This is a genomic window from Cytobacillus stercorigallinarum, assembly GCF_014836495.1.
GTDB classification, from domain to species: Bacteria; Bacillota; Bacilli; order Bacillales; family Cytobacillaceae; genus Cytobacillus; species Cytobacillus stercorigallinarum.
In genome coordinates this window covers 17,279-37,331 of record NZ_JACSQT010000003.1, presented here as the reverse complement: position 1 = coordinate 37,331, position 20,053 = coordinate 17,279, and the positions used below count along the sequence as shown (strand labels likewise).

General features: G+C 38.0%; 18 protein-coding genes. 12 read left to right on the top strand and 6 right to left on the bottom strand.

Going from position 1 to position 20,053, the window contains the following annotated elements; all coding sequences use genetic code 11:
- Window positions 1-34: 34 nt before the first annotated feature.
- Complete coding sequence (locus H9655_RS08055) at window positions 35-1,093, bottom strand: ABC transporter ATP-binding protein (RefSeq protein WP_191812765.1); 1,059 nt, start codon at window positions 1,091-1,093, stop codon at window positions 35-37.
- Window positions 1,094-1,193: 100 nt separating this feature from the next.
- On the opposite strand from H9655_RS08055, the gene H9655_RS08050 reads away from it, so the two are divergent.
- The 4 genes from H9655_RS08050 to H9655_RS08035 all read left to right on the top strand — a co-directional run bounded on the left by H9655_RS08050 (window position 1,194) and on the right by H9655_RS08035 (window position 3,816).
- Window positions 1,194-2,117 carry a helix-turn-helix transcriptional regulator gene (locus H9655_RS08050; protein ID WP_191812763.1) on the top strand — a complete coding sequence of 308 codons (924 nt, stop codon included), beginning with the start codon at window positions 1,194-1,196 and terminating at the stop codon, window positions 2,115-2,117.
- Between the two features lie 135 nt (window positions 2,118-2,252).
- Window positions 2,253-2,762, top strand: a complete 510-nt coding sequence (locus tag H9655_RS08045; RefSeq protein ID WP_191812761.1) for a GNAT family N-acetyltransferase — start codon at window positions 2,253-2,255, stop codon at window positions 2,760-2,762.
- Window positions 2,763-2,853: 91 nt separating this feature from the next.
- Window positions 2,854-3,504, top strand: coding sequence for an alpha/beta fold hydrolase (locus H9655_RS08040; RefSeq protein ID WP_191812759.1), 651 nt, complete (start codon window positions 2,854-2,856; stop codon window positions 3,502-3,504).
- A 75-nt stretch (window positions 3,505-3,579) separates the two neighbouring features.
- The gene (locus tag H9655_RS08035) at window positions 3,580-3,816 is read left to right on the top strand and encodes a hypothetical protein (protein WP_225230508.1); all 237 of its coding nucleotides are present in this window, start codon (window positions 3,580-3,582) and stop codon (window positions 3,814-3,816) included.
- A 71-nt stretch (window positions 3,817-3,887) separates the two neighbouring features.
- Here the strand turns inward: H9655_RS08035 and H9655_RS08030 are convergent, their stop codons facing one another.
- Entirely contained in the window at window positions 3,888-4,664 is a 777-nt protein-coding gene (locus H9655_RS08030; RefSeq protein WP_191812755.1) for a 3-hydroxybutyrate dehydrogenase, read from the bottom strand.
- Window positions 4,665-4,847: 183 nt separating this feature from the next.
- On the opposite strand from H9655_RS08030, the gene H9655_RS08025 reads away from it, so the two are divergent.
- The 8 genes from H9655_RS08025 to H9655_RS07990 all read left to right on the top strand — a co-directional run bounded on the left by H9655_RS08025 (window position 4,848) and on the right by H9655_RS07990 (window position 16,229).
- Window positions 4,848-5,777, top strand: coding sequence for a 3-hydroxyacyl-CoA dehydrogenase family protein (locus H9655_RS08025; RefSeq protein ID WP_191812753.1), 930 nt, complete (start codon window positions 4,848-4,850; stop codon window positions 5,775-5,777).
- 126 nt (window positions 5,778-5,903) lie between these two features.
- Window positions 5,904-7,586: a sigma-54 interaction domain-containing protein gene (locus H9655_RS08020; RefSeq protein WP_225230507.1), complete on the top strand. Its 1,683-nt coding sequence runs from the start codon at window positions 5,904-5,906 to the stop codon at window positions 7,584-7,586.
- A gap of 605 nt (window positions 7,587-8,191) precedes the next feature.
- Complete coding sequence (locus H9655_RS08015; RefSeq protein WP_191812751.1) at window positions 8,192-9,577, top strand: GntP family permease; 1,386 nt, start codon at window positions 8,192-8,194, stop codon at window positions 9,575-9,577.
- A gap of 35 nt (window positions 9,578-9,612) precedes the next feature.
- Window positions 9,613-10,311 (top strand): CoA transferase subunit A, encoded by a 699-nt coding sequence (locus tag H9655_RS08010; RefSeq protein WP_191812749.1) that lies wholly within the window; start codon window positions 9,613-9,615, stop codon window positions 10,309-10,311.
- A gap of 15 nt (window positions 10,312-10,326) precedes the next feature.
- A complete protein-coding gene (locus H9655_RS08005; RefSeq protein WP_095371955.1) occupies window positions 10,327-10,968 on the top strand; it encodes a 3-oxoacid CoA-transferase subunit B in 642 nt (213 codons plus the stop codon).
- Window positions 10,969-11,223: 255 nt separating this feature from the next.
- Window positions 11,224-12,207: a hypothetical protein gene (locus tag H9655_RS08000; protein WP_225230506.1), complete on the top strand. Its 984-nt coding sequence runs from the start codon at window positions 11,224-11,226 to the stop codon at window positions 12,205-12,207.
- Window positions 12,208-12,455: 248 nt separating this feature from the next.
- A complete protein-coding gene (locus H9655_RS07995; protein WP_191812745.1) occupies window positions 12,456-13,031 on the top strand; it encodes a TetR/AcrR family transcriptional regulator in 576 nt (191 codons plus the stop codon).
- Window positions 13,032-13,124: 93 nt separating this feature from the next.
- Window positions 13,125-16,229: an MMPL family transporter gene (locus H9655_RS07990; protein ID WP_191812743.1), complete on the top strand. Its 3,105-nt coding sequence runs from the start codon at window positions 13,125-13,127 to the stop codon at window positions 16,227-16,229.
- A gap of 92 nt (window positions 16,230-16,321) precedes the next feature.
- Here H9655_RS07990 and H9655_RS07985 read toward each other — a convergent pair whose 3' ends face one another.
- Genes H9655_RS07985 through H9655_RS07970 form a run of 4 tightly spaced genes read right to left on the bottom strand, consistent with a single transcriptional unit; the run spans window position 16,322 to window position 19,978 of the window.
- The gene (locus tag H9655_RS07985) at window positions 16,322-16,993 is read right to left on the bottom strand and encodes a methionine ABC transporter permease (protein WP_095371958.1); all 672 of its coding nucleotides are present in this window, start codon (window positions 16,991-16,993) and stop codon (window positions 16,322-16,324) included.
- Window positions 16,968-18,005 carry a methionine ABC transporter ATP-binding protein gene (locus H9655_RS07980; protein WP_191812741.1) on the bottom strand — a complete coding sequence of 346 codons (1,038 nt, stop codon included), beginning with the start codon at window positions 18,003-18,005 and terminating at the stop codon, window positions 16,968-16,970. Before H9655_RS07980 ends, H9655_RS07985 begins: the two co-directional genes overlap by 26 nt.
- Before the next feature lie 39 nt (window positions 18,006-18,044).
- A complete protein-coding gene (locus H9655_RS07975) occupies window positions 18,045-18,866 on the bottom strand; it encodes a MetQ/NlpA family ABC transporter substrate-binding protein (protein ID WP_191812739.1) in 822 nt (273 codons plus the stop codon).
- Window positions 18,863-19,978 (bottom strand): iron-containing alcohol dehydrogenase family protein, encoded by a 1,116-nt coding sequence (locus tag H9655_RS07970; protein WP_191812737.1) that lies wholly within the window; start codon window positions 19,976-19,978, stop codon window positions 18,863-18,865. The genes H9655_RS07975 and H9655_RS07970 overlap by 4 nt, the downstream gene beginning before the upstream one ends.
- Window positions 19,979-20,053: the final 75 nt, after the last annotated feature.

The following is a 20,053-nucleotide window of genomic DNA, read 5'->3' as shown; positions in this document are numbered from 1 at the left end:
TTATAACTAGTTATAAAATAAAATACTTTTTATACTAAAGAATTACTTTTTTTGACGCTTTATCAAATAGAAGGAGATGTTCATCGGCGATTGATAAAGGTAATTGGTCACCTTTAGTGAAGGATAATAATCCAGGTGCTTTGATCGTTAAATGAATCTGGTTGTGTTTTGCATAAATAATAGTATCTGCACCAAGAGTTTCTAAGTCTTCAACGGTGGCGGTCAAGAGTGAATTATATTCATCAATGATTAAATGCTCGGGACGAATGCCAACTAGTACCTCCTTAGTTGTTCTTAAGTTTTTACGTGAGAAAATAGTCGGAATTCCGTCAATTGTAATGACATTGGATTCGATCTTTCCGTTTAAAACATTAATAGCTGGTGATCCTATAAAGCTGGCGACAAAAAGATTAGCTGGCGTTTCGTATATTTCATGTGGTGTACCCACTTGTTGAATACTTCCATCTTTTAATACGATAATACGATCAGCCATTGTCATTGCCTCTGTTTGATCATGGGTGACATAAATTGTCGTAGTGGCTAGCCTTTCATGCAAAAGTGTAATTTCTCTGCGCATTTGTGTACGCAGCTTGGCATCTAGGTTAGAAAGTGGTTCATCCATAAGAAAAACGGGATTATCGCAAACGATTGCCCGAGCAAGAGCTACACGCTGCCTTTGTCCCCCGGATAGATCTGCCGGTTTTCTTGTCAACAAATTTGTTAAGCCAGTAATCTCTGCAGTTTTCAACACTTTTTTCTTTATATCAGTTTTCTTTTCTTTCCTCATCTTTAAACCGAAAGCGATGTTTTGATATACTGTCATATGAGGATATAATGCATAATTTTGAAAGACCATTGATAGATTGCGCTCTCTAGTAGGGACGTTATTCATTTCTTTCCCATCAATCAGTAATCTTCCGGAAGTGATGTCTTCTAAGCCGGCTATCATTTTTAGAATCGTTGATTTTCCACAACCAGATGGTCCAACAAAGACAATGAACTCTTGTTCTTTTGTTTCAAAGTGGAAGTCTTTTATGACTGGTTCACCAACCTGGTAAGATTTAAAAATATGTTCAAAGATTAATTGTGTCATTTTGCCCGCCTTTTAATTAGTTATAATTAGTTATTGTTTATTATAATAAAAACATAAACAAAAGACGAACCTTTTTTGAAATATCCTGGAGGTGATGCGCTTGACGAATGATGCATCTTATACAATTGAAGAAGTTTCACAATTATTAAAGGTTTCAAAGCTAACAGTATATGATCTTATTAAAAAGGATCAACTTCCTGCTTATCGAGTAGGGAGGCAAATGAGAATTGATGCCATTGATTTGGAGCGTTACAAATCCAAAAGTAAAACAGGCATCACCAAGAATAAAACTGTGAAAGAAGGAAAAGAGAAAGATCATTCCATTGATGATGGTCATGTGATTATAAGTGGACAAGATATTGTTCTAGATATACTGGCTAAGCATATAGAAAATAAAAAAGGACAATCGCCATTAAGGCTATATAGTGGGAGCTTGAATAGTTTATTTTCGATGTATCGCGGAGAATGTAATGTCGTTAGTTGTCATTTGTTTGATGGTGATACTGGAGAATATAATACGTCCTATGTGAAGAAGATTCTTGTCAGTCAACCGTTTATCCAGCTGAATCTTGTTTACCGTACGGCGGGTATCTACGTACAAAAAGGAAACCCTCTTCATATTCAAGGGTGGGCAGATCTTGGACGTTCGGATGTTAGGATCATGAATCGGGAAGTTGGCTCAGGGGCAAGAGTATTATTGGATGAACAACTTAGAGTTCATGGATTCAATGCTAACAAGCTGAATGGGTATGATCATGTGTTAACAAGCCATTACTCAGTTGCATCAGCTGTCGCGAGCGGTCAGGCTGATATTGGTATAGGTATTGAAAACGTAACAAAAATGGTCAATGTTGACTTTATTCCATTAATATCTGAACAATATGATCTCATCATTCTTAAGGAAAATGAAGAACTCGTGCAATTGCTGAAAGAAACGGTTAATTCTTCTAGTTATAAAAAGGAAATCGAACAGCTATACGGCTATGATTTAGGCAAATGTGGAGAAGTTATTTACGAATCATAAGTGAAGGAAAAACCTATTGTCTGAAAAAGACAGTAGGTTTTTTGTTGAGAATAACATGTCTTGCCATCCGTCACTTCTTTCTATGGTAAAATTAGTGTAACAAAATTCTGATTTTTCTATGAAAGGGGGATGTACATGATAAAAATCATGCAAGCTAATTCAACCCATGTTAATGGGATTATTAAGGTGTGTTCGGATGGATATCGGGCGACCTATAAGGATTTATATACAAAGGAATATATTGAGAGCGTGATCAGTGATTTTTACAATGTTGCTAGAATTTCAGCAGAAGTTGAAACGAGGAATCGACAATGGGGAGGTTATTTTGTAGCAGTAGATAATGAGCATGTTATTGGTGCAGGTGGCGGTGGATTGACTGGTGAAGGAATCGGGGAAATCTTTGTTTTATACCTTGATCCAACTAGGAAAAACCAAGGTATCGGCACAAAATTATTACATGCAATCACGAAACAACAAAAAGAAATCTACGGTGTAAAAGAACAATGGGTTTCTGTTCAAAAGGGAAATAGAATGGGCATTCCCTTTTATGAGGCAAAAGGTTTCGTTTTGCAACATGAACAGAAAGGTTGGTATAACAAGGGGCAAGGCGAATATAAAACTTTGCGATATGCGCGGGATATTTAGTAGCAAAAAGAGTTGGTAAAATTTTGGGATGTAGGTATATACAAAATAACTAAGCTACAGGACATAATTAAAAATCGGTGGTGGGAAATGGATGAAACTAGTTTTTTTGCATGGATTAGGCCAAACCAATGATAGTTGGATTAAGGTTAAGAAGTTTATGGGGGACGGATACGATACTACGTTCATTTCTATAGATGAATTAGTGACAACATCTGAAACTATTACTTTCAATCAGTTATCTAAGTCTTTAACAAATGTGCTTCATACAATAAATACCCCGTTTATCATCATTGGACTATCATTAGGCGGGTGTTTTGCATTGCAACAAGCACTTATCACAAACCCTCATTTAAGAGGTATGGTGTTATCAGGAACACCGTACTCATTAGTAAATGGGTGGCAAATCAAAAGCATATTTCAGCTGCAAAAATATATATTTAAGCTAATACCAGCAAAAGTGTGGCGAAAGCAAGGGATAGAAAAATCAACGATCATTCCCCTTTACCAATCAATGGTTAGTTATGATTTATCTCATTCATTGCATCAAATCAACATTCCCACCTTAGTGTTGGTTGGTTCAAAAGACCGTATCAATATGCCTGCTGCAAAAGAATTGACAGAATTGATCCCTCGTGCTCAATTACAAATCATAGAGAAGGGTAACCATGAACTGAATATACAAATGCCGCAACAATTTGCAAAGGAAGTGGAAACTTTCTTAGTGAATACGGATTTAAAATAAGCGATTTAACTTAAGGAGGATAAATGGTGATTCTTTCAATTTTGATGATTGTTTTTATTGCCATTGCCAATATAGTTGGAGCGTATGCAGCGTTTAACAAAAGAAGTATATACAAGGGGAGCACTCATTATTCTAGCATTTGCCCCTGTATTTGGTGGTATGGGGAGTTTAATAGCTGTCTCTATAATCTGCGGTCCGTTTACCGTTTTTTATGGTCTGCAAATAGGATATATATTGCTTGTTAATAGTGGGATAGTATTATTTATCGCCGTGATAGTAAGTTGCTTACAAAAAGTTCTCAAAATGATGTAAATACAATTAAAAGAAGTACTGATAAGGAGCAGCACTTCTTTTAGTTTGATTCTAGCTTTCTCTTTTGGCACTTATTGCGCCGTATACCCACCATCCATCACGATCGCTTGACCAGTTACGCCTCCTGCTAAATCACTGGCTAGGAACATAGCGTAGTCAGCAATTTCTTTTACTTGTAGTAAGCGTTTTTGTGGAACGAGCGGATAGATGACTTCTTCAAGTACATTTTCTAATGGAACATTTCTAGTTGTGGCTAAGTCTTGTAATTGGTTTTGGACTAGTGGTGTGTCAACATAACCAGGGCAAAGGGCGTTGACTGTAATGCCATCTGCTGCTGACTCTAGTGCGGCCACTTTTGTTAAGCCGATCACACCATGTTTCGCACTATTGTAGGCTGCTTTGTTGGCAAAACCGATTAATCCATTAATGGATGCAATATTTAAGATGCGACCAGATTGTTGTTCTTTCATTATTGGTAGTACGTGTTTGAGTGCAATAAATGGTGCTGTGAGCATGATTTTAATCATCAGCTCAAATTTCTCAGTAGGGAAATCTTCTATCGGTGCAACATGCTGCAAACCGGCATTATTAATAAAGATATCAATGCTTCCGTGCGTTTTTTTTGTTTCTTCAATCAGGCTGATAATGTCTTCCTCTTTTGTTACATCAGCTTTCAAGCCAGACACTTCTAACCCTTTTTCTTGAAGTAATTGCGCAGATTTTTTGACTTCCTCTTCATTCATATCAGATAGAACGACCTTTGCTCCGTTTTCGGCAAAAATTTTGCCTATCTCATAGCCAATGCCTCGTGCTGAACCTGTTATAATTGCCACTTTATTAGATACCATTTTGACATTCCTCCATATCAATCTAGTGGCTTATTTCAGTATGAAGATGTGTAAAGTAGTAATAGGGAGTTGGGGAGTTAAAACTGGAAAAATCGTAACATACATTCATGGTTTTCGCAATTATTTTATTTTTGGCACAGTTATTGCATTTTTATGATTGAAAAGTTAAAGGAGGTTACAACGATGATAAGAAATATCACTGTGATTGGTTCAGGTGTAATGGGGACAGGTATTGCGATATCGTTTGCGACTAAAGGATACGACGTGATACTGAATGATTTAAACGATGAATTATTACATAAGGCAGAAAAAAGAATATCAGCAGATGTAGCATTACTTGTTGAAGAGGAAGTGTTATCAGAAAAGGAAGCGGATACAAGCTTGAATGCTATTGGATATGTTGCTGACTTATCTCAAGCTGTTCAAAAAGCAGATTTAATTATTGAAGCAATACCAGAAGTGATTGAATGGAAGTGGGATTTATATAAACAGTTGGAAGAATTGAAGCAACCAACAGCAATTGTTGCCTCAAATACATCTACTTTTCCAATTACGAGATTAATGGAGAAGTCCACGTTTGCTAATCAAATGATGATCACGCATTTCTTTAATCCAGCACATCTAGTTCCGTTAGTAGAAATGATTAAACATGAACAGACTTCTGATGCAATTGTTGAAGAAGTAGGAAGCATTATGAAAGATATCGGCAAAGCACCTGTCATTTTACAAAAAGAAAAGTCTGGCTTTATTGCTAATCGATTACAAACAGCCTTAATGAGAGAAGCTTTTTCTCTATTGGCTGAAGGGGTGGCAACAGCTGAAGATATAGATACGGCTATTACCGCAGGACCGGGGTTCCGCTGGGCATTTACAGGGCCGATTGAGATTGCTGACTTCGGGGGATTAGATACTTGGGAAAGAGTATTTCATAACGTTGCTCCAGAATTAAATGACACAAAGGAAGCGCCAGCAATCATCTCTGACTTAGTAGCCGATAAGAAGCTTGGTGTGAAGACAGGTGAAGGGATTTTCCAATATGAAGGAGAGATGGTTTCTAATAAACTATTAGAAAGAGACCGTTCCTTTATTCGCTTAGCAAAAATGAAAAAATGATTCTTAGGTGTAGGACGACAAAAAGTTCTACACCTTTTTTGTGATTAAAAATAATCTATTGCCTGGCTATGATATAATAATGAAAATTATCAGATAGTAATCAGCGAGCGTAAGGAGAGATCTCAGATGCAAAACAGTCATGTCATCCAGAATGAACAGTTATTTAACAAAATCATAGATGAGCTGCCGTTAGGGGTGATGATCCTTAATCACCAAAAGGAGCTACTGTTTTGTAATCAAAGATTGTTGTGGATGATGGATGATGAAAGCGAAATGACTCATCTTCTCCAACAAGACTTCCCTCTCAGTACAATTGTGAAGATGAAAATAAATAAAAAAGAGCTATTAATTAAGGGTGAACGGTTAGAAGGGATAAATGGCGCTGCCTATATGTATCTTTGTGCACTGTCAAATGAACCTATTGCAGAGATGCTAACTACCGGCCAAGGACAGCAAGAGAATGAGATGTTAATAGAAGACATTCTCGAATATGCTTATGACGGCTTAGTACTTGTCGATGCAAAAGGCTATGTCGTTCTGTTGACGCAAGCATATGCCGAATTTTTGAAGGTCGATCAGAAAAGCTCAATAGGCAAGCATGTTACAGAAGTAATCGAAAATACGAGAATGCATATCGTTGTAAAAACAGGTAAGCAAGAAACAGCCTCTTTACAGAAAGTAAATGGTGGCTATATGATTGCGACCCGTTCGCCTATTTTTAAAAATGGCAAAGTAGTTGGTGCGGTTGGTAAGCTCCTATTTAAAAATGTTGGTCAGTTTTCCGCATTGTTTAAACGATTACACTCATTAGAAAAAGAGTTGAAGAAATATAAAGGTGATTTTAGAGAAAGTAATAAAGCATCATACTCTTTTCATCATTTGATTGGTGAATCTCCTGCTTTTAAACAAGTAAAAGCACAAGCGATCAAAGTGGCTGAAAATGATTCCAATGTCCTGCTATTAGGTGAGAGCGGAACAGGAAAGGAACTATTTGCACATGCAATTCATCAGGCGAGCAGTAGAGGAATGGGGCTATTTGTAAAAGTGAATTGTGCGGCTATTCCAGCTGAATTAATTGAGTCCGAACTCTTTGGTTATGAAGAGGGAGCGTTTACAGGTGCGAGAAAAGGCGGCAAAGCAGGAAAGTTTGAAACAGCAGATGGAGGCACGATTTTTTTAGATGAAATAGGTGAGCTGCCAATTCATATGCAAGTGAAGTTATTGCGCGTGTTGCAAGAAAAAGAAGTTGAACGAGTCGGTTCAACTAATAGTAAAGCCATCGATGTCCGTATTATTGCAGCCACTAACCGAAACTTAGAGGAAATGGTAGATAAAGGTGAATTCAGATTAGATCTTTATTATCGCCTAAAAGTGATGGAAATAACGATCCCTTCTTTAAAAGAAAGAAAAGAAGATATCTCACGACTGTCTCATTATTTTACTGAAAAATATGCAAACATAATGGCAAAGCCAGTCAAGGGGATTGGCGAAAAGGCACTCCATATCTTGAAAAACTACCATTGGCCAGGCAATATTCGCGAACTTGAAAATGTAATAGAACGCGCGATGAATATGGTTGATCTCAATTGTTTGATTGAACCGAAGCACTTGTCGGCAAATATTAAATTACAAGAAACAGAAGTACCTACACGTACATTAGCTGAAGTTATAGAAGAAACAGAAAAACAAACCATTATACAATGTCTAACAGCAGTTGGTGGCAAGAAAACAGAAGCAGCCAAACGTCTCGGCATTAGCCGTACGACATTGTATGAAAAAATGAACAAATATCATTTGCTAGAGGTGTAAGTAAGGTATGAACGAGATCCTATCAAATTTGGTAGGGTTTTTTTAGTGTAGTTGTTAATTGTCCACACAAAAAGAACGGAAACCCCCAAAGGAGTGTGGGCAATTGGAGTTTGCCCACACTAAAGAGTGGAAATCCCAAGAGAATTGTGGATATCAACGTTTTATCCACATTATCCGTACCCCCCTATTCCCCACAAAAATAAAATAGATTAACGGCAGTTGGAAATGAAGCGATTTTACATAAATCTGTTAAGTAATCCGTACAAGAACGTGGTAGAAATTTATAAGATGTACGTAAATCCATACAGAAATATTTTGATGTTTTAAAAATGACAGTTATTCTGAACGGTTTTTGTTGAAAAAAACGCGTATGAATTAAAAAAAAGAATAAGAATAGAGTGAATCCTTCAGTTGGCACGTTCATTGCATAGTATGGACAGATGGTTTATTGTCAGTATGACTCTAAAGAAGATTTGTAAATGGAAATGAAAACGTTTTCTGTATGTAACGTAATAGGGGGTTACAAAAGGGGGAGAATAGCAACAATCAGATGACTCTGGGGAGAAGTCAGTTTGAATTGTTAGCGAAAATAAAGGGGGATTTCATTGTTTATTGAGATTTTTGCTATTATACTAGCATTAGGACTTTTAATTTTCTTAGCTTATCGTGGTTATCCAGTTATTATTATTGCCCCAATTGTTACGTTATTAGCTGTTGTAATATCTGGCGGGTTATTATTACCGAGTTATACAGAGACATATATGTCGAACGCAGCTAATTATATCAAATCATTTTTCCCAATCTTCTTACTAGGTGCGATTTTCGGAAAAGTGATGGAAATGACAGGAGCAGCAGCAGCCATTGCAAAGACAATTGTATCCTCACTAGGATCAAAACATGCCATTTTAGCTGTTGTCCTTGCTTGTTCTGCGTTAACATATGGAGGCGTTTCTCTATTTGTTGTCGCATTTGCTGTTTATCCTTTTGCAGCAGCTATCTTCAAAGAAGCAGATATTCCTAAACGTTTAATTCCAGGTGCAATTGCATTAGGAGCATTCACGTATACAATGGACGCACTACCTGGTACACCACAAATTCAAAATATTATTCCAACGAATTATTTTGGTACAGATGCTTATGCGGCCCCTCTTGTAGGTATTATTGGAGCCATTATTATCTTCACTGGCGGGATGATTTGGTTAGAACGTCGTAGAAGGAAAGCGCTTGCCAATGGCGAAGGTTATGGTACAGGGCATAAAAACGAGCCTGAAAAAGTTGATCCGAATACGTTACCGAGTTTTTGGTTAGCGATTTTACCACTCGTTGTTGTTATTGCATTAAACTTTATTTTTAGCCGCACAAGTTGGTCTGCGAAATTCTGGTACGATGCATCGCAGCTTTCTGAACAATATAATATTGCTGATCCAAGTACAGTCACTTCAACATGGGCGCTCGTTGCAGCATTAACTATCGGGATAATTGTCGCAATGCTCACGAATGTGAGAAAAATCAAAACAGGTTTAGCAGCAGGGTTAACGACAGCAGCGATGGGTTCATTACTAGCAATCTTTAATACTGCTTCTGAAGTTGGGTTTGGTAATGTTGTAAAAACGCTACCGGGCTTTACAGCTATTCAAGACTGGGTATTTAATGCAAGCAATAATCCGCTAGTCTCGGAAGCAATTGCTGTAAACGTACTTTCAGGGGTAACTGGGTCAGCCTCTGGTGGGTTATCGATCGCATTAGAGGTAATGGGCGCACAATATTTACAGATGGCACAAACATTAGGTATTTCACCAGAGTTACTTCATCGGATTGCTTCTATGGCTTCAGGTGGTATGGATACCCTTCCTCACAACGGAGCTGTTATTACGTTATTAGCGATTACAGGCTTAACACATAGACAATCATATGGAGACATCTTTGTATTGACAATATTAAAAACGGTTACTGTATTTGCATTAGCTTTTGCTATTTCACTATTTATTTAATTTTATCGTTTATAAAATGGAAGGAGAGTCATACCATGAGTAAAATAATTACATCTTTAGATGAAGTGTTAGAACAAGTTCAGGATGGTGCTTCTATAGCAGTAGGTGGTTTTGGTTTATGCGGAATTCCAGAGAAACTCATTATAGCCCTACAAGAAAAAGGAACGAAGGAACTAACGGTATACAGTAATAACTGTGGTGTGGATGATTGGGGATTAGGCTTACTTCTACAAAATAAACAAATCAAAAAAATGGTCGCCTCTTATGTAGGAGAAAATAAAACATTTGAAAAACAATTTTTAAGCGGCGAGCTTGAAGTTGAACTCGTTCCTCAAGGTACATTAGCTGAAAGGTTAAGAGCTGGTGGCGCTGGAATTCCAGGATTTTATACAGCAACTGGTGTAGGCACAGAGGTAGCAAAAGGTAAAGAGCATAAAGAATTTGACGGAAAAACATATATTTTAGAAAGAGGAATTGTAGCGGATTTCGCTTTCGTAAAAGCATGGAAAGCAGATCCATTTGGCAACTTAGTCTTTAGAAAAACAGCCCGTAATTTTAATCCAACTGTGGCGACTGCAGGAAAAATAACGATTGTTGAAGTAGAAGAATTAGTTGGAGCGGGAGAATTAGATCCAGATGAGATTCATACACCGGGCGTATATGTTCAACATGTATATGAAGGAAAAACTTACGAGAAAAGAATTGAGAGACTAACAACGAGAAAAGAAGCTTAAAAGGAGGACATAATCATGAGTGGAAGAGAGAAAATACTCAATCGAGCAGTAAAAGAAATTAAAGATGGTATGTGTGTAAACCTTGGTATTGGTATGCCTACTTTAATTGCCGATCGTATCCCTGAAGAATTTGATGTTATGCTTCAATCCGAAAATGGTTTATTGGGCATTGGTAGCTACCCGAAAGAGTCTGAAGTAGACGCAGATCTTATCAATGCTGGAAAAGAAACAGTGACAGCTAAACGCAATGCTTCGTATTTTGATAGCGCAGAGTCCTTCTCTATGATTCGTGGCGGTCATATCGACCTTGCTATCCTTGGTGGTATGGAAGTATCTGAAACAGGTGATTTAGCCAACTGGATGATACCAGGAAAAATGGTTAAAGGTATGGGCGGTGCCATGGACCTTGTTCAAGGAGCAAAACGCATTGTTGTCATCATGGACCATCGTAATAAATATGGTGAGTCTAAAGTGAAAAAGAGTTGTGAGTTGCCACTAACTGGTGAAGGAGTTGTTCATGTACTTATTACGGACATGGCAGTCTTCGAATTCACTGAAAAAGGTATGGAACTTGTAGAACTACAAGAAGGTGTGACATTAGAAGAATTAAAAGAGGCAACTGCGGCTTCTTTTATTGTACGTGAATCGGTGAAGTAAAATGGCTCTAGGGCTGACTCTAATTATTGAGTCAGTCTTTTTAAATTGAGAACCGTAACTAGACGTTACATGAAAACATGAAGCTAGATGCACCCACAAGATACCGGGAAATCATACAAGATGTATAAGCAAAAGTGAAATGCACCCACAAGCTGGCATAACCTCCAGTCAACACTTTTGTTTGCAACGCATTCGGTTATTCTGAGGCACATATGTCAGCGCCTTCTCATATTTGCAATGCTTTCGTTTTTTTCGATGCACAAAATCCATCGCCTTTTCTTGTTTGCAACGCATTCGGGTAATTCCGATGCACATACTTCAGCCCCTTCTCTTATTTGCAACGATTCCAGCCTTTCCGATGCACATATCCCAGCCAACATACATATTTGCAGTGCTTTCGTTTTTTACGGGGCACATATGTCAGCGCCTTCTTTTATTTGCAATGATTCCAGCTTTTCCGAGGCTCATACCCCAGCCAACACACATATTAGCAATGCTTTCGTTTTTTACAAGGCACAAAATCCATCGCCTTCTCGTATTTGCAATGCATTCGGTAATTCCGATGCACATACTTCAGCCCCTTCTCTTATTTGCAACGATTCCAGCTTTTCCGATGCACATATTCCAGCCAACACACATATTTGCAGTGCTTTCGTTTTTTCCGAGGCACATATCCCATCGCCTTCTCTTGTTTGCAACGCTTTTGGTAATTCCGATGCACATACTTCAGCCCCTTCCCTTATTTGCAACGCATTCGGCTATTCCGAAGCACATATATCAGCCACTTCTCATATGTGCATCGCTTCCAGCTTTTCCGATGCACATATTCCAGCCAACAAACATATTTGCAGTGCTTTCGTTTTTTCCGATGCACAAAATCCATCGCCTTCTCTTGTTTGCAACGCATTCGGTTATTCCGAAGCACATATATCAGCGCCTTCTCTTATTTGCAACGATTCCAGCTTTTCCGATGCACATATTCCAGGCAATATACATATTTGCAGTGCTTTCGTTTTTTTCGATGCACATACTTCAGCGCCTTCTCATATTTGCAACGCATTCGGCTATTCCGAAGCACATATATCAGTCACTTCTCATATGTGCATCGATTCCAGCTTTTCCGATGCACATATTCCAGCCAACATACATATTTGCCATGCTTTCGATTATTACATGGCTCATATTCCGGACTGCTTCTCGTTTGCATTGATTCAAGCATTTGCGTGGCACATAATTTAGCCCCTTCTTTTGTTTGCATTTGAAAATACCATCAAGATGTGTGAGCAAACGCGAAATGCACCTACAAAAAGAAATTAGTAAAGACGCAAATAAGTGTAACTAAAAAGCTAACGTATAAGAAGTGAAATCATAAACCTTTGCACAACGCATGTTATATTTGTCAAATAGAAAAAAATATATTATTCTACTCTATATCGGAATGAATATTCATTCCTAATCATATGTTGATTGAAGTAAGGAGAGAGTGTATGACTGAGACAAAAAAGTCTAAGCGGCAAGACATTTTAGATGCCGCGATTGTTTTGTTTGCAGAGAGGGGGTATAACGGGACGACGGTACCGATGATTGCTGATGCTGCAAAGGTTGGTGCGGGAACGATTTATCGTTATTTTGATCATAAAGAGAGCTTAGTTAATGTGCTCTTCCAAGAAAAACTAAATGCGTTATTTGAACAATTATTAAAGGATTATCCGACCGAATCAAGTATCCGTGAACAATTTCATCATATCTTTGAGAGTATTCACCACTTTGCGATGGAAGATACACATGCGCTACACTTCATTGATTCTCATTGTAATGAAATATTTTTAACAAAAGAAAGCCAGGAACTATTTGATTCGTTTATAGAATATATCTCCAATGTTGTTAGAGTTGGTCAAGAAAGAGGAGAAATTATCGTTCTCCAAACTGAGGCTTTGATAGGTGTTGTTTATGGTGCCATTGTTCAAATATTAAAAATGGTGCGGGCAGGAACTATCGATGGTAGTTCTCCTTTAATGGATAACTTAGAGGATTGTTGTTGGAATGCGATTAAAGCCAACTAGTTAAACATTAGCTTGAAAGTTTATTTCAAGATGAATATAAATAGGAATGAATATTCATTCCGTCCGTCACATAAAAAAGAAAGGAGTCAGATCGTGTCAAAGTTAAAAAATGTAAGAACCCTATTATTTTTCGGGTGGGTTGTTATCTCAGTATTAAGTTTCCTATGGATGCCGAATATGGATGACCTCGTTAGAGAAAAGGGGCAAATAACAATACCAGATAATGCCTTAAGTAGAGAAGCGTCACAATTGTTAGAGGAAATGGATGAGAATGCAGATACGTATGATTTTATCGCAGTTATAGGATCAAAAGATGGCAAGGAAATGTCTAATCAGGAGAAAAAGGAATTAGATAAACTGCTTTCAGATGTAAAAGCCAGACAATCATCACTTGGTATCGAAGAGATGACAACGCATTTGGATGGTGAAGAAGCAGCATCGGTTCTGACAGCTGAAGATGGTTCGACCATACTAGCGCAGATTTCTATTGACCGGGAGCAGGGTGAATTACAGGAAGTCGCTAATTCTCTTAGAAGTGAGTTCATAACAGATACACTCGAAGTTTCTATTACTGGCAACGAACTTGTCATGGAAGACTTTGTACAGGCGACGCAAGATGGGATTAAGAAAACCGAGGCAATTGCCGTCGTATTCATCCTACTCGTATTAATTCTTGTTTTCCGTTCGCCGATTATACCGTTTATCTCATTATTATCTGTGGGTGTATCCTATATTGTCTCCATGTCTATTATTGCAAACTTAGTAGATTCATTTAATTACCCATTTTCAAATTTCACGCAAGTATTTTTAGTAGTGATTTTATTTGGAATAGGTACTGACTATAATATCTTACTATTTACGAGATTTAAAGAAGAGCTGAGTAAGCAGGAAACCATTTTAGAGGCACTTAAAGTTACCTATCGTACGGCAGGAATTACTGTTCTATATAGTGGTTTAGCCGTGTTTATTGGTTTTATTGTATTAATGTTTGCTCAATTTAGCTTGTATCAAGCTAGTTCGGCGGTAGCTATCGGTGTAGCAGTCCTTGTAGCAGTGTTGTATACATTTAATCCATTTTTCATGTACGTGTTAGGGAAAAAGATGTTTTGGCCATCTAAGAAATTTGACGGTCATGCGGACAGTAAATTTTGGGGATTTCTCTCAGGACATTCAATAAAGCGTCCTTTTCTCTCATTACTTATTGTTCTTCTTATCTCTCTACCATTTGTATTCAAATACTCAGGAGAATTAAGCTATAACGACCTTCTTGAAGTAGATGATTCTTTTGAATCAAAACAGGGAATCAATCGGATAGAAGACCATTTTCCTTCTGGGTTCTCAGCACCGGCAACATTAGTTATAAAAAATGAGCAATCACTCAATCAACAAGAATCATTGCAAGCGATTGATGAATTGACAGAGAAAATATTAGCTGTCGATGGCGTATCCAAGGTACAATCTGTCACAAGACCAGCTGGAGAAAAAATACCAGAACTCTATTTAAATGATCAAACAGATCAATTAAATCAAGGGATTGGGGATGCTAACAAAGGGGTAGGAACGATACATGATGGTTTATCTTCTGCTGAAGGAGAATTATCAGCCAATCAAAATAGTAATCAATTAGAAGATGTGCAAACACTCATTGATGGAACAACAAATGCTAAAAACGGAGCGTCCACTTTAGTAGAGGCACTGAATGAATTAACAACTGGAATTCAATCAGGTAGTAGTGGGGCAAGTGAGTTAAATCAAGGGATTGCAGATGTGAAGGCAAGTGTGGAACAGCTTTCTGGTGCAACTGGCACATTATTGAATGGTTATACGGAACTGCAAAAAGGGCTTTCCAATACAGGCAATGTATTTACGCAGATGAATACTGCTGTAACAAGTATGACTTTAGCATTTACGCAAATTGAGCAATCATTAACAAACTATATTGAGGAAAATCCAGAAGCTGCTACAGATGAGCAAATACAACTGGCATTAGGAACAGCCAGAGAGGCGAAGCTACAAGTTGATGGGTTAAGTACGCAATTAGAATCTGCTTATCCACAATATGAAACGGCGATGGCTCGGTTTGCTGAAGTGAATGCAGGACTTGAGCAAGTTCATACTGGCTTAGGAGAACTTCGAAGCGGTTTAGATGCATTAGAGTCAGGTGCGAATGAGTTGCAAACAGGTTTAGCAAATGGTGCAAGGGCATCAAATGAAATGGCGACAAAAACGGGTGAATTAGCGTCTGGATTAGCCCAAATTAATGAGGGGCAAATCATGCTCCAAACAGGTTTAGATGATTTAAGTGAGAAAATGGTGGAATTAGAAAAGGGATTAGCAGAAAGTACAGATGGATTAAATCAAGTAGGTGAGGGTTTACAGGATGCAAATAAGTATCTTAGTGGCTTAAGTGACTCGAAAGCTTCAGAAAAATTCTTTATTCCTGAGGAAGTATTAAATGGAGAGGAATTTCAGCAAGCACTTGATATGTATGTATCAGATAATCAAAAAATGACGACGTTGACGATTGTTTTAGAAGAGAACCCTTATACAAATGAAGCGATGAAGGTAATGGAAGAAGTCAATCGTCAAGTGCCGGCAAGTATGAATGCAACCGTTTTACAAGATGCTGAATATGCAATCGGTGGGCAAACACAGCAAAATCTAGACTTACAAAATATTGCTACAGAAGATTTCGCTCGAACAGCAACCATTATGCTAATTGGCATTGGCATCGTTCTAATGGTTATCACACGATCTGTGATGCAGCCATTATATATTATTGCGGCACTCCTATTAGCCTACTATACTTCATTAGGTATTAGTGAATGGATGAGTCAATCTATTCTCGGCGCAAGTGAGCTCGCATGGAATGTACCATTTTTTGGATTTATTATGATTATCGCTCTTGGAGTCGATTATAGTATCTTTCTAATGATGCGTTTTAATGAAGTCGATGGTAATCCGGTAAATGCGATCTTAACGGCAGCGAAAAATATAGGTGGAGTAGTGATATCGGCTGCCATTATTTTAGGAGGGACCTTTGCTGCATTAATCCCTTCAGGCGTCATTACACTGATCGAAGTGGCGCTCGTTGTGCTAATTGGTCTAATCATGCTGAGCTTGCTTATGCTACCAATTTTAGTCCCATCATTTTTAGCAATTGGGGAAAAATTAAAGAGAAGAAGAGAAGAGGGCTAAAGTTAAGTAGAACAATTTCTTCGCCAGTTTTCTTAAGAGCTTGCAAGCAGAAATAAGAAAAGAGCCGAACATTTGCTTTCGGCTCTTTTTCTTTAATCCTTCTTCAACTTAGCAGCCCAAAAATTCCCCAACGACTGCAAGCCCTGTACTAATATAATCAGTAAAATGACGGTGACATACATCACATCAACTTCATATCTCAAATGGCCATAACGGTAGGCTAAGTCACCAAGCCCTCCACCGCCAACGAGTCCCGCCATTGCTGTAGCACCAATTAATCCAATTGTAGCAATCGTTAGTCCAAGAACGATTGAGGAGCGCGACTCTCTAACAAGTACATTCCATATAATATGTCTTGTTTTAATTCCCATTGCTTCATACGCTTCGACAACACCACGGTCAACCTCAAGTAATGCCGATTCCATTAAGCGCGCAATATATGGGGCGGTATAAATGACAAGTGGGACAATCACGCCTTTAACACCAATCGATGTACCAACAATAAACTTGGTAAACGGTAGAATGAAAAATAATAAGATAATAAAAGGTACGGAACGAATGACGTTAATCACTACGTTGAGCACATTATATACAAATTTATTATCTAAAGCTTTACCTGGTCTAGTTAAAACAAGAAGAATACCTAGTGGTAACCCGATCAAAATGGAAATCGCGAGAGAGATACCAACCATTTGGAAAGTTTGTATCGTTGACTCCCATAAATCAGCACCCCATGCATCAAGAAATTCGTTGATGGCGTTCATTGAGTGTCACTCCTTCCACATGGACTTGTTTCTCTTGTAAAAATTGAATGGCTTTGTGAATCTCTGCTGTATCGCCTTTAAAATGGACAAGCAACTGTCCGAATGCTTCATCTTTTAATCTTGTAATATTACCAGATAAGATATTAGGGAAAATATCATATTTTTTCGTTACTAATGCAAGTGCAGGATCACCTGATGATTCACCAAAGAAAGATAATGTTGCCACTTGGCCACTTTCACTTAATTCCTCTAATAGATCATCGGGGATATCATGTGAAAATAAGCTATTGACGAATCTTTTGGTTGTACTGTGTTGAGGAGACGTAAAGATATCCTTCGTTCGCCCCTCTTCGATAATTTCCCCATTTTCCATAACGGCCACACAATCGCAAATCCTTTGGATAACATTCATCTCATGTGTAATAAGGAGAATCGTAATTCCTAATTCTTTATTGATTTTTAAGAGCAAATCAAGAATTGCCTCTGTTGTATCTGGATCTAAGGCGCTTGTTGCTTCATCGCTGAGTAATACTTCTGGTTCATGCGATAATGCACGGGCAATAGCAACCCGTTGCTTTTGGCCACCAGATAACTCAGCTGGATAAGCATTTTGTTTTTCACTTAAACCGACAATCTCTAAATATTTATTCACTCGACTCTTTACTTCTTTCTTATCTAATCCTGTTAGTTTAAGAGGAATCGCAATATTATCATAAACTGTTGCGGTTTTTAATAAGTTAAACCCTTGAAAAATCATGCCGATATGACTTCTTGCTTCACGGAGTTTTCCTGATGTCAGCGTGGTTAAATCCACCCCATTGACTTTTACAGAACCACTATCAGGTTTTTCAAGTAAGTTCACACAGCGAATTAATGTACTTTTACCAGCGCCGCTGTATCCGATAACCCCGAAGATTTCTCCTTGATCCACTGATAGTGAAACATCCTTTAATGCATGGATGTTTCCTTGTTTTCCTGTAAAGGTTTTGGTTATATTCTTAAGCTCTATCATGATTTGATACTCCCTCCGTAACGCTCATTTTTGATCAGTTTACCAAGAGACGATAACTGAACCGTCAAATTCCTCTTCAACAAACTTTTCAATTTCTTCACTGCGGTAGATTTCAGCTAATTTTTCAAGAATTTCATCATCTTTATTCTCCGTACGGACAGCAGCGTGGTTTACGTAAGGTGAATCTTTAGGCTCGATAAAGATAGCGTCTTTAGAAGGGACAAAACCAGCTTCAATCGCAAAGTTTGTGTTAATTGCAGCAGCGTCTAACTCTTCTAGTTGTCGAGCGATTTGGGCAGAGTCAAGTTCAATAAATTCATAGTTGCCATTGTTTTTTTCGATATCACGTACAGTTGAATTGATACCTGTTTCAGGATCTAATTCGATTAATCCAGCTTTTTCAAAAAGTAATAGAGCCCGGCCACTATTTGTTGGGTCACTCGGTAGACCGATTTTTGCGCCGTCTTTTAATTCAGCGACATCTTTTACATCGAGTGCATAGATGCCCATTGGGAATGAAACAGTATCAAAAGATTTAACTAAATCTAAATTTCTATCTTCTTTAAATGCATTAAAATAAGGCTCTGTTTGAAAAATGTTTAAGTCAATCTCTTTTTCAGCTAATGCGACATTTGGCATCACATAATCAGTAAAAACTTGTGGTTTAATATTGATATCTTCTTCTTTAGCTAATTCAATTACTTTTTCTAAAATTTGCTCATGTGGACCTGCAGTGACACCAATGACTAATTCTTCATCGTCATATAATCCTTCTGTAGAGTTGCTGGCTTCATCACTACCACATGCAGCTAAGCCTGTTAAAGATAATAAGAATGTACCTGTTAATAACCATTTTTTCATGATGATCGAACTCCCTTTTGTTTATTTTGTACTTCTAATAATTGAAGTGCTTGTAAAACAGATTGTTCATTTATCTCGTATTTCATCAAGTGAATAGATTCAGTTGGGCGTATAGCCTTTTTCACAATTGTCTTAATGAATCGCTCATCATTCACATCTATATTTAGAGCAGAGAGGCTACTTGGCAATTGCCAGCTCTCATAAAACGGAAGAAGGTAATCAATTTCTGTCCATTTTTCTTCGATGGCCAATTGACCAAGTATCCCGTAAGCGACTAATTCCCCATGGAGAAAGTCATGGACCGTATCCGCAACGGTTAGTCCGTTGTGAAGTGAATGGGCACCAGCAATTCTCCCTGCCTTTTCGCCGAATCCACCGACCATACCCCCAGTCATGATAATCGTTTCAATCACTCGAATAAGTGCTGGTGAGGTTTCGTTTTGGGCTACTGCTTGTAGTGCGGCTTCCCCATCATTAAGCAATGTCTCTCGACAAATTTTGGCTGAAAATTGAGAAATTTGTTTAGGCACAGGTAGTGTTTCTTCAGGATAAAAACTTTCAATTAGGGCTTCAGCTTCATAAAACTTGGCTAATGTATCCCCGATTCCTGCTTTTAAATAAGCAAGAGGCGCTTTAGCAATGATTTCAGGTTCAACCAATACGAGGGTTGTCGCAATAGGAAACTCGGTATAATGAGTAAAGCTTCCTTCTTCATTATAAAAAACACTTAATGGTGTCCATGCGGCACAGGTTGCAGCGATTGTCGGTATAAGAATGGATTGAACTGATGCTTCAATCGCAACTGCTTTTGTTATATCCAATGCTGTTCCACCACCAATCCCAATTACGCCATTAGCACCATCATTTGTTAATACTTCTTGGATGGCATGGACCTTTTTTAAAGTAGTGTGACCATCTATGTAATGAAGGCGAATGTTGTGATCGATTACTTCCTTAGGCAAGTATGGCTGTACGGCTTGCCAAGCTTTTTTACCGGTTATTATATGGTATTTGGAAACAGAGATTTCTTTAAGTAGGTTGGGGAGTTCTGTTAAGATACCTGAATCTAATAAATAATATCCAGGCGCCCCTTTAACGATTGTTGCAGTCATTTCCTCTCCTCGTTTCTCTTTGATGTGATAATAAAAAACAAAAATGCCTCTCATCATGAGAGGCATAAATATACT

Coding starts and splice junctions, on each gene's coding strand:
- H9655_RS08055 (WP_191812765.1), bottom strand. CDS start 1,093: ATGACACAATTAATCTTTGAACATATTTTTAAATCTTACCAGGTTGGT.
- H9655_RS08045 (WP_191812761.1), top strand. CDS start 2,253: ATGATAAAAATCATGCAAGCTAATTCAACCCATGTTAATGGGATTATT.
- H9655_RS08040 (WP_191812759.1), top strand. CDS start 2,854: ATGAAACTAGTTTTTTTGCATGGATTAGGCCAAACCAATGATAGTTGG.
- H9655_RS08030 (WP_191812755.1), bottom strand. CDS start 4,664: ATGGTATCTAATAAAGTGGCAATTATAACAGGTTCAGCACGAGGCATT.
- H9655_RS08025 (WP_191812753.1), top strand. CDS start 4,848: ATGATAAGAAATATCACTGTGATTGGTTCAGGTGTAATGGGGACAGGT.
- H9655_RS08020 (WP_225230507.1), top strand. CDS start 5,904: ATGCAAAACAGTCATGTCATCCAGAATGAACAGTTATTTAACAAAATC.
- H9655_RS08010 (WP_191812749.1), top strand. CDS start 9,613: ATGAGTAAAATAATTACATCTTTAGATGAAGTGTTAGAACAAGTTCAG.
- H9655_RS08005 (WP_095371955.1), top strand. CDS start 10,327: ATGAGTGGAAGAGAGAAAATACTCAATCGAGCAGTAAAAGAAATTAAA.
- H9655_RS08000 (WP_225230506.1), top strand. CDS start 11,224: ATGCACAAAATCCATCGCCTTTTCTTGTTTGCAACGCATTCGGGTAAT.
- H9655_RS07995 (WP_191812745.1), top strand. CDS start 12,456: ATGACTGAGACAAAAAAGTCTAAGCGGCAAGACATTTTAGATGCCGCG.
- H9655_RS07985 (WP_095371958.1), bottom strand. CDS start 16,993: ATGAACGCCATCAACGAATTTCTTGATGCATGGGGTGCTGATTTATGG.
- H9655_RS07980 (WP_191812741.1), bottom strand. CDS start 18,005: ATGATAGAGCTTAAGAATATAACCAAAACCTTTACAGGAAAACAAGGA.
- H9655_RS07975 (WP_191812739.1), bottom strand. CDS start 18,866: ATGAAAAAATGGTTATTAACAGGTACATTCTTATTATCTTTAACAGGC.
- H9655_RS07970 (WP_191812737.1), bottom strand. CDS start 19,978: ATGACTGCAACAATCGTTAAAGGGGCGCCTGGATATTATTTATTAGAT.